The sequence below is a fragment of the Streptomyces sp. NPDC002324 genome (genome assembly GCF_053593335.1).
Genome location: NZ_JBSFCF010000010.1, coordinates 92,876 through 105,680 on the forward strand (window position 1 = coordinate 92,876; position 12,805 = coordinate 105,680).

Consider the following 12,805-nt stretch of genomic DNA (forward strand, 5'->3'; position numbering starts at 1 on the left):
CGACCCGAGCGATCAGATCGACCCGATCGACCAGACAGGACGGTTCTGATGGATCGGATGGATCGAACAGCGCAGCCGGAACACGGGCCGCTCGCGGGCTTCACCGTGGGGGTCACGGCCGCCCGCCGGGCCGACGAACTCGGAGTGCTCCTCCAGCGCCGCGGCGCCGCGGTCCTGCACGCGCCCGCCCTGCGCATCGTGCCGCTCGCCGACGACAGCGAACTGCTCGCCGCGACCAAGGGCCTGATCGACCAGGCACCCGACATCGTGGTGGCGACGACCGCCATCGGCTTCCGCGGCTGGATCGAGGCGGCGGACGGCTGGGGCCTCGGCGAGGCGCTCCTCGACCGCCTGCGGGGAGTCGAGGTCCTGGCGCGCGGACCGAAGGTGAAGGGCGCGATCCGGGCCGCCGGCCTCACGGAGGAGTGGTCCCCCTCCTCCGAGTCCATGGCCGAGGTGCTCGACCGGCTGCTGGAGCACGGCGTAGAGGGCCGCCGTCTCGCCATCCAGCTGCACGGCGAACCGCTCCCCGGCTTCGTGGAGTCCCTGCGTGCCGCCGGGGCCGAGGTCGTGGGCGTCCCCGTCTACCGCTGGATGCCCCCCGAGGACATCACCCCCGTGGACCGCCTCCTCGACTCGGCGATCGGCCGCGGCGTCGACGCCCTCACCTTCACCAGCGCCCCGGCGGCGGCCTCCCTGCTCTCCCGCGCCGAAGACCGGGGCCTGCTCCCGGAGTTGCTCAACGCCCTCAACCACGACGTCCTCCCCGCCTGCGTGGGCCCGGTGACGGCCCTGCCCCTCCAGGCCCACGGCGTGGACACGGTCCAGCCCGAGCGCTTCCGTCTCGGCCCCCTCGTCCAGCTCCTCTGCCAGGAACTCCCCGGCCGCGCCCGCACCCTGCCCATCGCCGGCCACCGCGTGGAGATCCGCGGCCACGCCGTCCTCGTCGACGGCGACCTCCGCCCCGTCCCCCCGGCCGGGATGTCCCTGCTGCGCGCGCTGTGCCGCAGGCCGGGCTGGGTCGTCCCCCGCTCGGACCTCCTCAAGGCCCTCCCCGGCGCGGGCCGCGACGAACACGCCGTCGAAACGGCCATGGCCCGCCTCCGCACAGCCCTGGGCACCCCCAAACTCATCCAGACGGTGGTCAAACGCGGCTACCGCCTGGCCCTGGACCCGGCGGCGGACACGAAGTACGACGCGTAGGGGGCTGCGTTTTGGGAAGCGGTGGGGCGCAGCCCCCTGCTTCCCAGGGGCGCGGGGAACTGCGCGATCAGCCCCCACCGGACCCGCGGCTGGGGGTCGAAGGGGCGCAGCCCCTGGGACGGGACGGGTAGGGGCGGCGGGGGCGACCGGAATCCCCCGCACCCCGGAGGCTTCCCGCACGGAGTGAGCCCAGGCACTGTAAGGGGTACGCACCTCCCCAGCGCACCCCTGCCGGCCGGCAACCCCACGGCGGTGACAGCCCCATGGAACAAACCCCCCGCTTCGACTGCGGCCACCTCTGCCTGGACTTCCTCGCCACCACCCACCCCGAGGAACAACTCGACTCCCCGGACGGGCTGCGCACCTGGATCACCGCCGCCCGCCTGGTCCCCGACGGCACCCCCCTCGCCCACATCACCCCGCACTGGCTGGTCGACTTCAGGGAACTACGCGGACACATCGGACAGTTGGTCCGGGAAGATCCCGACCGCGCCCCCGCCTCTGCTCCCGCTCCCGCCTTCGCTCCCGACCGTGCCCCCGACTCCCGCCCCTTCGACCTGTCCCTGGCGAGGGTCAACGACCTGGCGTGCGCACCCGTCCCGGCACCCCGGGCCGTCCGCACGGGCGACGGCACTCTCACCCGCGCCCTGGACCACACCCCCGACTGCGCCGCCCTGCTCGCCCTGATCGCCCGCGACACCGTGGAACTGCTCACCGACCCGGTGGCCCGCACCGGCCTGCGCCGGTGCGCGGGCGACAACTGCCCCATCGTGTACGTCGACACCTCCCGCGGCCGGCGCCGGCGCTGGTGCTCCAGCGAGATCTGCGGCAATCGCGAGCGGGTGGCCCGCCACCGACGCCGAGCGGCCCTGGCCCGCGCCTAGTCGGGGCAGAAATGCCCAGCCGCCGTACCCACCCCGACAGTTGGGCAAACGTCAGGTCGGCGTAAAGAAGCAGCAGTGCTGTTTTTCACATCGCGGCGCGGGTGTCTTCACAATTCCCGTCCATGCGTGCCGGTTTAAGCGCGGATATGGGACCACTTGTCCCCCACTTGCCCCACCGGTACCGCGTTTAATCGAGAAAGTTGTGGCTCAACTCTGAACACACAACTGGTTACCTACGTATCCCGATGTGAGCGACCGACTGGGGGAACCCCCGGACACCGGAGGTAGCCGTGCGCAAGGATTCCGCTGTGGCCGATGAACGCCCGCACAGGGCACGACATCGCGCATCGCAGCCCTCAGAGCCTGATGAGGAGCTGATGCGCGCGCTGTACCGCGAGCACGCTGGACCCTTGCTCGCGTACGTGCTGCGTCTGGTCGCGGGCGACCGCCAGCGCGCCGAGGACGTTGTGCAGGAAACTCTCATCCGGGCCTGGAAGAACGCCGGTCAGCTCAATCGAGCGACCGGATCGGTACGCCCCTGGCTGGTGACGGTCGCACGTCGCATCGTCATCGACGGCCACCGCAGCCGGCAGGCCCGGCCGCAGGAGGTCGACCCGTCGCCGCTGGAGGTCATCCCCGCGGAGGACGAGATCGACAAGGCGTTGTGGCTGATGACACTGTCGGACGCGCTGGACGACCTGACCCCTGCTCACAGGGAAGTCCTGGTCGAGACCTATTTCAAAGGGCGTACGGTCAATGAGGCGGCCGAGACGCTTGGCATCCCCAGTGGCACCGTCCGCTCCCGGGTGTTCTACGCCCTGCGGTCGATGAAGCTGGCTCTAGAGGAGCGCGGGGTGACGGCATGAGCAACATCTACGGGGGGTATGGACCGGGAATGCCCGGATCTGTGCAAGGAGCCCAGGGTTCCGGCGACAACATCCACGAGACCGTCGGCGCGTACGCCCTCGGGATACTGGACGACGCCGAGGCCACACAGTTCGAAATCCACCTCGCCACATGCGAGTGGTGCGGCCAGCAGCTCGACGAGCTGGCCGGTATGGAACCGATGCTGGCCGCGCTCGCGGACCTGCCCGCCGCTCAGGGCACACCCGCGATCGGCGAGTCCCTGTCCGCGAAACCGACCACCGGACTCGCGGACCGACTGGTCGGCGAGGTCGTCCAGCACCGCGCGAAGAAGAGCCGGCGCAACTTCTTCATGCTGGCGGCGGGCGTCGCCCTGATCGTCGGCGGCCCGACGGCCGTCTTCGCGACGACGGGCGGCGGCGACTCGAACACGGAGCAGGTCGCCAGCCCCGCCCATGACGCCTTCGTCAAGATGGCGGACAAGGACAAGGTCTCCGGCACCGACGCGGCCACCCAGGTCAGCGCCACGATCGCCATGGAGCCCAAGGCCTGGGGCACGCACGCGGTCCTGGAGCTGAAGAACGTCAAGGGTCCGGAGAAGTGCTCGCTCATCGCCGTCGGCAAGAACGGCGAGCGCGAGACGGTCACCTCCTGGTCGGTTCCGAAGTGGGGCTACGGCATCAAGAACGCCAAGACCGAGCAGGCCAAGGAGCCGCTCTACACCCACGGCGGTGCCGCCTTCACGCCGGACCAGATCGACCACTTCGAGGTTCTGACCTTCAGCGGGAAGAAGCTCGTCTCGGTCAAGGCATGACACGTCGGAACACGTGGTGAAGGGACCCCGGTCGGGCACATAGCCTGACGGGGTCCTTTTCGCGTACGGTGGACGGCTGCCCAGCACGTCAGAAGGGGGCCCGGGTGGCCGCTCAGGTTCAGCAGGAAACGCTCGACTCCGCTCACGACTCGGTACGTGAGAAGGAGATCGGCGTCGAACAGGAACATCTGGACCGGGTGTACCGGCGCCTCGAGGAGAAGATCCACGAGGCCGAGTTCCTGATGAACGACGCGGCCCAGCGCGGCCAGGTCGGCACCCCCGGCGCACTCGCCGAGCGGGACGCCCAGGTCTTCCGCGCCGGCATCCATCTGAACCGGCTGAACAACGAGTTCGAGGACTTCCTGTTCGGCCGTATCGACCTGCTGCTCGGCAAGGACGGCAAGAAGGGCCCCGACGGCGCGTACACCGCCGTCGAACCGGCCGAGGGCGCCGTCCGCCCCGACAACACCGCCGACATCGCCGAGACCCTCCACATCGGCCGTATCGGGGTCCTGGACTCGGAATACGCCCCGCTGGTCATCGACTGGCGGGCCCCGGCCGCCGCCCCCTTCTACCGCTCGACCCCGGTCGACCCCGGCCGGGTCGTCCGCCGACGGGTCATCCGCTCCAAGGGCCGCAGGGTGCTCGGCGTCGAGGACGACCTCATGCGCCCCGAGCTGAAGGCCTCCCTCGACGGCGGTGAGCTGGCCGTCATCGGCGACGGCGCCCTGATGGCCGCCCTCGGCCAGGCCCGCAGCCACACCATGCGCGACATCGTCGCCTCCATCCAGGCCGAACAGGACCTGGTGATCCGCGCCCCCGCCGCCTCCGTGACCTACGTCGAGGGCGGCCCCGGGACGGGCAAGACGGCCGTCGCCCTGCACCGGGCGGCGTACCTGCTCTACCAGGACCGGCGCCGGTACGCGGGCGGCATCCTGATCGTCTCCCCGACCCCGCTGCTGGTCGCCTACACCGAGGGCGTGCTGCCGTCCCTCGGCGAGGAGGGCCAGGTCGCCATCCGGGCGATCGGCTCACTGGCCGAGGACACGGGCGGCGTCGGGGCCACGCTGTACGACTCCCCGGCCGTGGCCCGGGCCAAGGGCTCGTACCGCATGCTCAAGGTGCTGCGGAAGGCCGCGCGGGGCGCCCTGGAGTCCGGCGACGCGCCCACCCGCCTGCGGGTCGTCGCCTTCGGCCGGCGTATCGAGCTGGAGGCCCCCGAACTGGACCGCGTCCGCCAGAACGCGCTCGGCGGCACGGCCCCCGTCAACCTGCTGCGCCCCCGCGCCCGCAAGCTCCTCCTCGACGCCCTGTGGGCCCGGTCGGGGGCGGCGGGCCGGCACAGCGACCCGGAGCTGGCCGCCGAGCTGCGCTCCTCCTTCGACGAGGACATCACGAGCGAGGACGACTTCATCGCCTTCCTCGACGCCTGGTGGCCCGAGCTGACCCCGCGCGGCGTGCTGGCGGCCATGTCCGACGAGCGCCGCCTCGGCCGCTGGGCCCGGCGCATCCTGAATCCGAGCGAGGTCCGCCGGGTCGCCCGCTCCCTGAAACGGGAGGGCCTCTCGGTCCACGACGTCGCCGTACTGGACGAACTCCAGGCCGTCCTCGGTGTCCCGGCCCGCCCCAGGAAGAAGCGCGACCTCGACCCCCTGGACCAGCTCACGGGTCTGGAGGAGCTGATGCCCGTCCGCGAGGAGACCCAGCGGGAGCGGGCCGAGCGGCTGGCGCAGGAGCGCACCGAGTACGCGCACGTCATCGTCGACGAGGCGCAGGACCTCACCCCGATGCAGTGGCGCATGGTGGGCCGCCGCGGCCGCCACGCCACCTGGACGGTCGTGGGGGACCCCGCCCAGTCCTCCTGGTCCGACCCGGACGAGGCGGCCGAGGCCCGAGACGAGGCTCTGGGCAGCCGCCCGCGCCGCCGGTTCACCCTCACCGTCAACTACCGCAACCCGGCCGAGATCGCCGAACTGGCGGCCAAGGTGCTCGCGCTGGCGATGCCGGGCTCCGAGTCCCCCTCGGCGGTCCGCTCCACCGGCGTCGAGCCGCGCTTCGTCACGGCCGCCCGCGAGACCCTGGCCCGCACGGTCCGCGCGGAGGCGGCGCGCCTGCTGGACCTCGTCGACGGCACGGTCGGAGTCGTCGTCGCCATGAACCGCCGCGACGAGGCCGCCCGCTGGCTGGCCGGCCTCGGCGACCGCGTCGTCGCCCTCGGCAGCCTGGAGGCGAAGGGACTGGAGTACGACGCCACCGTGGTCGTCTCCCCGGCGGAGATCGCCGACGAGTCCCCGGCGGGGCTGCGGGTGCTGTACGTGGCGCTCACCCGGGCGACCCAACAGCTGACGGTCGTGTCGGCGGAGCGGGACGACCCCGACGCGAACGGAGTCCCGGACCTCCTCCGGGACTGATGTCCCCCCACCCGCACCCGTCGGCGCATCGGCAACTCCCCGAACTCCGGGGCGCCTGTTAGCCTTGGGGGTGGCACCGGCCCGATCCAAGCCCCCGGGCCCAACCTTCGTCGCTACGAGCGACCACTTGCCGCGAGGCGAGCATGGCGGGTCGGTGCCACTGAACGTACGAAGAGGTCCACGTCGAATGTGACGTGGACCTCTTCTCGTTGAGAACAAAACGTTCTCAACCCCGGACGGCTAACGCCTACCCGGCGGTAGGTGCGACGATCGGACGGCCCAACGCAGCAAACGCAGTAGCAGAAGTACGCGAAAGCAGAGGAAGTCGGCCATGGCAACGGCGCCCAGCGTCTCCTACTCGATGACGGTCCGGCTGGAGGTGCCCGCGAGCGGAACCGCGGTCTCCCAGCTCACCGGAGCCGTCGAGTCCCACGGAGGCTCGGTGACGGGCCTCGACGTGACCGCATCCGGCCACGAGAAGCTCCGCATCGACGTCACCATCGCCGCCACCTCCACCGCCCACGCCGACGAGATCGTCGAGCAGCTGCGGCACATCGAGGGCGTGACGCTCGGCAAGGTCTCCGACCGTACGTTCCTGATGCACCTCGGCGGCAAGATCGAGATGGCGTCGAAGCACCCCATCCGCAACCGTGACGACCTCTCGATGATCTACACGCCCGGTGTGGCCCGCGTCTGCATGGCGATCGCCGAGAACCCCGAGGACGCCCGCCGCCTCACCATCAAGCGCAACTCCGTTGCGGTCGTGACGGACGGCTCCGCCGTGCTGGGCCTCGGCAACATCGGCCCCAAGGCCGCGCTGCCCGTCATGGAGGGCAAGGCGGCCCTCTTCAAGCGGTTCGCCGGCATCGACGCCTGGCCGCTGTGCCTGGACACCCAGGACACCGACGCGATCGTCGAGATCGTCAAGGCCATCGCCCCCGGCTTCGCGGGCATCAACCTGGAGGACATCTCCGCGCCCCGCTGCTTCGAGATCGAGGCCCGCCTGCGCGAGGCCCTCGACATCCCCGTCTTCCACGACGACCAGCACGGCACGGCGATCGTCGTTCTCGCCGCCCTCACCAACGCACTTCGCGTCGCGGGCAAGGCGATCGGGGACATCCGCGTCGTCATGTCGGGCGCCGGCGCGGCCGGTACGGCCATCCTCAAGCTGCTCATCGCCGCCGGTGTGAAGAACGCCGTCGTGGCCGACATCCACGGTGTCGTGCACTGCGACCGCGCCGACCTGGTCGACGCCGCCGCCGACTCGCCGCTGCGCTGGATCGCGGACAACACCAACCCCGAGAACCTCACGGGCACCCTCAAGGAGGCCGTGCGCGAGGCCGACGTCTTCATCGGCGTCTCCGCCCCGAACGTCCTCGACGGCGACGACGTGGCCGCCATGGCGGACAACGCCATTGTGTTCGCGCTCGCGAACCCCGACCCCGAGGTCGACCCCGCTGTCGCCCGGCAGACGGCGGCCGTCGTGGCCACCGGCCGCTCGGACTTCCCTAACCAGATCAACAACGTGCTGGTCTTCCCGGGTGTCTTCCGCGGTCTCCTCGACGCCCAGTCCCGCACCGTCAACACCGAGATGATGCTCGCCGCGGCGAGCGCGCTGGCGAACGTGGTGACCGAGGACGAGCTGAACCCGAACTACATCATCCCGAGCGTCTTCAACGACAAGGTCGCGGGCGCGGTCGCCGGGGCGGTGCGCGAGGCCGCGAAGGCGGCGGCGTCGGCCTGAACCCGCCGCCGGCCGTCGCTGTGACGGTTGCCACGCCCCGCGCCGTCGGCGCGTCGCGGGGCCGGAGGGCTTGTGCCGCCCTTTAGTGTGGCGGCCAAGCTCAGGCCTGCCACGACTCCCAGGGGTGTGCATGTGACTCCCAGGGGTATTCGTGTGACTCCCAGGGGTGCTGGATTGGCTTTCCCGCCGCAGGTGAGTGCAGGATGCGTTTCTGGGCGCGAGGGTCTGACGACGGACCCGGGTCCGCCTCAACGGCAAGAAGAACACGGGAGTAACAACATGAACCGCAGTGAGCTGGTGGCCGCCCTGGCCGACCGCGCCGAGGTGACCCGTAAGGACGCCGACGCCGTGCTGGCCGCGTTCGCCGAGGTCGTCGGCGACATCGTCGCCAAGGGCGACGAGAAGGTCACCATCCCCGGCTTCCTGACCTTCGAGCGCACCCACCGTGCCGCTCGCACCGCTCGTAACCCGCAGACCGGCGACCCGATCCAGATCCCGGCCGGCTACAGCGTGAAGGTCTCCGCGGGCAGCAAGCTCAAGGAAGCGGCGAAGGGCAAGTAACCTTGCCGTCCGTCCTTCCGGGGATGGTGTGGCGCGCGTAGAACGCCTGATGGGGGCGGCACCCGGTGTCCGGGTGCCGCCCCCATCGTCGTAGGGACTTCGGCTGCGGGTTCGGTGGGGGCTGGTCGCGCAGTTCCCCGCGCCCCCGGGAAAGCAGGGGCTGCGCCCCTTGCTTTCCCAGGCGCGGCCCTAGCCGAGTGCCTTGCCCGGCAGCTCCACCTTCGCTCCCAGCTCCATGAGCTTCTCCATGAAGTTCTCGTAGCCCCGGTTGATCAGATCGATGCCGTGGACCCGGGAGGTGCCCTGGGCCGCCAGCGCCGCGATGAGGTACGAGAAGCCGCCGCGGAGGTCGGGGATCACCAGGTCGGCGCCCTGGAGGCGGGTGGGGCCGGAGACGACCGCCGAGTGCAGGAAGTTGCGCTGGCCGAAGCGGCAGTTCGAGCCGCCGAGGCACTCGCGGTACAGCTGGATGTGCGCGCCCATCTGGTTCAGCGCGGACGTGAAGCCGAGGCGGGACTCGTAGACCGTCTCGTGGACGATCGAGAGGCCGGTGGCCTGCGTCAGGGCGACGACCAGGGGCTGCTGCCAGTCGGTCTGGAAGCCGGGGTGGACGTCCGTCTCCAGCGCGATCGACTTCAGCTGGCCGCCCGGGTGCCAGAAGCGGATGCCCTCGTCGTCGATCTCGAAGGCACCGCCCACCTTGCGGTAGGTGTTCAGGAACGTCATCATCGAGCGCTGCTGCGCGCCCCGGATGTAGATGTCGCCTTCGGTCGCCAGCGCGGCGGACGCCCAGGAGGCGGCCTCCAGGCGGTCCGGGAGCGCCTTGTGGTTGTAGCCGCCGAGCGAGTCCACACCGGTGATGCGGATCGTGCGGTCGGTGTCCATCGCGATGATGGCGCCCATCTTCTGCAGGACGCAGATCAGGTCCTCGATCTCCGGCTCGATCGCCGCGTTCGCGAGTTCCGTCACGCCCTCCGCGAGGACGGCCGTGAGCAGCACCTGCTCGGTCGCGCCCACCGACGGGTACGGCAGCTGGATCTTCGTACCGCGCAGCCGCCGCGGCGCCTCCAGGTACTGGCCGTCCTCACGCTTCTCGATCTTCGCGCCGAACTGCCGCAGCACCTCGAAGTGGAAGTCGATCGGCCGGCCGCCGATGTCGCAGCCGCCGAGGCCGGGGATGAAGGCGTGGCCGAGCCGGTGCAGCAGCGGGCCGCAGAACAGGATCGGGATGCGCGACGAGCCCGCGTGGGCGTCGATGTCGGCGACGTTCGCGCTCTCCACGTTCGTCGGGTCCATCACCAGCTCGCCCGGCTCGTCACCCGGGCGGACCGTTACGCCATGCAGCTGCAGCAGCCCGCGCACGACCCGGACGTCGCGGATGTCGGGCACGTTGCGCAGCCGGCTCGGACCGCTGCCGAGCAGCGCGGCGACCATGGCCTTGGGTACGAGGTTCTTCGCACCGCGGACACGGATCTCGCCACTGAGCGGGGTGCCGCCGTGTACAAGCAGTACGTCGTCAGAGCCGTTGACGGTCATGGATCTCGCGTTCCGTGGAGTTGGGCAGAGGCTTTCGGCGTGGACGGACGGCCGGTGGACCCGTGGTGCGGGGCCGGCGCGGCGTGGGCCGGAGAGCTAGCGTAATCGCCGCCCACCCCCCTTCCGGAAGCCCAGGGACTTCTCAGCCACGTCATGGATTCGCCACAACACGAACAGTTCATCACCGGCCACACGGGGTCACCGTCGCGGCCGTGCGCCCCCCGCGCCTCCCCCCACCGTGAGCTGCGCGCCCATCGCTGTCGGCATTGGCTCCCCGCGCGGGGGCAGGATGCGGGATCATGTCTGGCATGACCGAGGTGTCCTCGCTCACAGGGCGGCTGCTCGTGGCCACGCCCGCCCTGGCGGACCCGAACTTCGACCGCGCTGTCGTGCTGCTCCTCGACCACGACGAGAAGGGCTCGCTCGGCGTGGTCCTCAACCGGCCGACCCCGGTGGGCGTCGGCGACATCCTGGAGGACTGGGCGGAACTCGCCGGCGAACCGGGGGTCGTCTTCCAGGGCGGCCCGGTGCAGCTGGACTCGGCGCTGGGGGTCGGGGTGATCCCCGGCGGCGGTTCCGTGGACCGGACCCCGCTCGGCTGGCGGCGGGTGCACGGCGCGATCGGCCTCGTCGACCTGGAGGCCCCGCCGGAGCTGCTCGCCTCCGCGCTCGGCTCGCTGCGCATCTTCGCCGGGTACGCCGGCTGGGGGCCCGGCCAGTTGGAGGACGAGCTGGCGGAGGGTGCCTGGTACGTCGTCGAGTCCGAACCCGGCGACGTCTCCTCGCCCTGCCCGGAGAGACTCTGGCGCGAGGTCCTGCGCCGCCAGCGCAGCGAACTCGCGATGGTGGCCACGTACCCGGACGACCCTTCGCTCAACTGATGCCCGTGAGCTTCAGTACCCTTGCGTCATGAGCACTCTTGAGCCCGAGCGCGGTACTGGTACGGGGACCCTCGTCGAGCCGACGCCGCAGACGTCGCACGGCGACGGCGACCACGAGCGCTTCGCCCACTACGTCCAGAAGGACAAGATCATGGCGAGCGCCCTCGACGGCACGCCCGTCGTGGCGTTGTGCGGCAAGGTGTGGGTCCCCGGCCGTGACCCGAAGAAGTACCCCGTCTGCCCCATGTGCAAGGAGATCTTCGAGTCCCTCGGCGCGGGCGGCGACGACCAGGGCGACGGCAAGAAGTAATACGGGGCGCGATCGGCTCGGGAGCGTCTGCTTCGTCGCCGGGTGCGGGTGGGCGGGGAACCGCGCGAGCAACCACACACCCCCGCACCCGCCCGCGATGCGGGCGCACCCGTGCTTTGTCGCGCCCTTTGCCCTGAACTCCGTTGCGCAGAGCGCTTCCCCCGATCACAAGGTGGTTGAGACCTCTTGTGGTCATGTTCATGTACTCCATAGCCTCCGGTGTGTTGTGTAGAGCAGAACGCCCGTTGCAGAGAATGCAACACTCCGCACCCCCCTCCGGAGGAACAGCTTCATGAAGCTCGCCGCCCGCTTCGTCGTGCCCCTCGCGGCCGTGGCCCTCGCCGGGCTCACCGCCTGCGCCCCCCAGACCTCCGACAACTCCTCCTCCGGGGAGGACGAGAAGACGGGCACCCTGCGGGTCTGGCTCTTCCAGGAGGTGAGCAACGCACCGAAGCAGAAGGTCGTCGACAAGGTGGTCGCCGCCTTCGAGAAGGCGCACGACGGCGCGAAGGTGAAGGTCGAGTACATCCCCGTCGAGACCCGCGCCCAGCGCATCAAGGCCGCCTTCAACGACCCCAAGAGCGCCCCCGACCTCATCGAGTACGGCAACACCGACACGGCCGGCTATGTGAAGGACGGCGGACTCGCCGACATCACCCGGGAGTTCAACGACTGGTCCGACGCCAAGGACTCCGACCCGACCGCCAGAACCTCCGTGACGGTCGACGGCAAGATCTACGGGGCGCCCTTCTTCGTGGGCGTCCGCGCGCTCTACTACCGCACCGACGTCTTCGAGCGCCTGAATCTGGAGGCCCCGAGGTCCCTGGCCGAGCTGGCCACCACCGCCAAGCGCATCCGCGCCGCCGAGCCCGACCTGTACGGGATCGTCGTCGGCGGTGCCTACACCTACGGCGCGATGCCCTTCGTCTGGGCCAACGGCGGCGAGATAGCCGAGGGCAAGGGCGGCTCGTACGCGTCCACGATCGACAGCCCGGCCGCCCGCGAGGGCATCGAGGCCTACACCTCGCTCTTCGGCGACGACAACTGCCCGGCCGCCAAGTGCGCGGGCATGGGCGGCAACGACACGGTCACCGCGTTCGCGGCCGGCAAGGCGGGCATGGCGATCGGCGGCGACTTCAGCCACGCGGCCGTGGAGGCCGGCAAGGTCAAGGGCAAGTACGCGGTCGTACCGCTTCCGGGGGTGAAGCCCGGCTCGGTGGCACCGGCGTTCGCGGGCGGCAACAACGTCGGCGTCCTGAAGAGCACCACGCACCGCACCCTCGCCGTCGACCTGATGAAGCGGCTGGCGTCCAAGAAGACCCAGGGCGAACTCTTCGACGCGATGGGCTTCCTGCCGACGTACACCGACGCACGGGCCGCGGCGGCCGAGAAGGAGCCGTTCATCGAGCCCTTCGTCAAGACGCTCTCCTCCGGCACGAAGTTCGTGCCCGCCTCCCCGGCCTGGGCGCAGATCGACGCCTCGCTGGTGCTGCCGACGATGTTCCAGGAGGTCGTCAGCGGCAAGAAGGACGTGGCCGAGGCGTCGACGGACGCGGCGAAGCAGATGAACGACGTGTTCGGCACGGTCGGCTGACCC

11 protein-coding genes are annotated in these 12,805 nt (G+C 70.7%); 10 read left to right on the forward strand and 1 reads right to left on the reverse strand.

Features of this window, described 5'->3' with window-relative positions; all coding sequences use genetic code 11:
- The first annotated feature begins 48 nt into the window (after positions 1 to 48).
- The 7 genes from ACWCRJ_RS16020 to ACWCRJ_RS16050 all read left to right on the forward strand — a co-directional run bounded on the left by ACWCRJ_RS16020 (position 49) and on the right by ACWCRJ_RS16050 (position 8,481).
- On the forward strand, positions 49 to 1,203 hold the full coding sequence (locus tag ACWCRJ_RS16020) for a uroporphyrinogen-III synthase (RefSeq protein ID WP_450939846.1): 1,155 nt from the start codon (positions 49 to 51) through the stop codon (positions 1,201 to 1,203).
- 263 nt (positions 1,204 to 1,466) lie between these two features.
- Entirely contained in the window at positions 1,467 to 2,087 is a 621-nt protein-coding gene (locus ACWCRJ_RS16025; RefSeq protein WP_450939847.1) for a CGNR zinc finger domain-containing protein, read from the forward strand.
- A 290-nt stretch (positions 2,088 to 2,377) separates the two neighbouring features.
- The gene (locus tag ACWCRJ_RS16030; RefSeq protein ID WP_013003188.1) at positions 2,378 to 2,953 is read left to right on the forward strand and encodes a sigma-70 family RNA polymerase sigma factor; all 576 of its coding nucleotides are present in this window, start codon (positions 2,378 to 2,380) and stop codon (positions 2,951 to 2,953) included.
- A gap of 29 nt (positions 2,954 to 2,982) precedes the next feature.
- Positions 2,983 to 3,765: an anti-sigma factor family protein gene (locus ACWCRJ_RS16035; protein WP_450939848.1), complete on the forward strand. Its 783-nt coding sequence runs from the start codon at positions 2,983 to 2,985 to the stop codon at positions 3,763 to 3,765.
- Positions 3,766 to 3,869: 104 nt separating this feature from the next.
- A complete protein-coding gene (locus ACWCRJ_RS16040) occupies positions 3,870 to 6,176 on the forward strand; it encodes a HelD family protein (RefSeq protein ID WP_450939849.1) in 2,307 nt (768 codons plus the stop codon).
- A gap of 331 nt (positions 6,177 to 6,507) precedes the next feature.
- On the forward strand, positions 6,508 to 7,920 hold the full coding sequence (locus ACWCRJ_RS16045; protein ID WP_450939850.1) for a malic enzyme-like NAD(P)-binding protein: 1,413 nt from the start codon (positions 6,508 to 6,510) through the stop codon (positions 7,918 to 7,920).
- Between the two features lie 279 nt (positions 7,921 to 8,199).
- Positions 8,200 to 8,481, forward strand: coding sequence for an HU family DNA-binding protein (locus ACWCRJ_RS16050; RefSeq protein WP_005486790.1), 282 nt, complete (start codon positions 8,200 to 8,202; stop codon positions 8,479 to 8,481).
- 189 nt (positions 8,482 to 8,670) lie between these two features.
- Here the strand turns inward: ACWCRJ_RS16050 and murA are convergent, their stop codons facing one another.
- Positions 8,671 to 10,017, reverse strand: a complete 1,347-nt coding sequence (gene murA / locus ACWCRJ_RS16055) for a UDP-N-acetylglucosamine 1-carboxyvinyltransferase (protein ID WP_046915072.1) — start codon at positions 10,015 to 10,017, stop codon at positions 8,671 to 8,673.
- A 308-nt stretch (positions 10,018 to 10,325) separates the two neighbouring features.
- Between murA and ACWCRJ_RS16060 the strand changes: the two genes are divergently transcribed.
- The 3 genes from ACWCRJ_RS16060 to ACWCRJ_RS16070 all read left to right on the forward strand — a co-directional run bounded on the left by ACWCRJ_RS16060 (position 10,326) and on the right by ACWCRJ_RS16070 (position 12,802).
- Positions 10,326 to 10,898, forward strand: coding sequence for a YqgE/AlgH family protein (locus tag ACWCRJ_RS16060; RefSeq protein WP_450939851.1), 573 nt, complete (start codon positions 10,326 to 10,328; stop codon positions 10,896 to 10,898).
- Between the two features lie 28 nt (positions 10,899 to 10,926).
- Entirely contained in the window at positions 10,927 to 11,208 is a 282-nt protein-coding gene (locus ACWCRJ_RS16065) for a DUF3039 domain-containing protein (protein WP_005486786.1), read from the forward strand.
- Positions 11,209 to 11,500: 292 nt separating this feature from the next.
- Positions 11,501 to 12,802: an extracellular solute-binding protein gene (locus ACWCRJ_RS16070; RefSeq protein ID WP_450939852.1), complete on the forward strand. Its 1,302-nt coding sequence runs from the start codon at positions 11,501 to 11,503 to the stop codon at positions 12,800 to 12,802.
- Positions 12,803 to 12,805 lie beyond the last annotated feature (3 nt).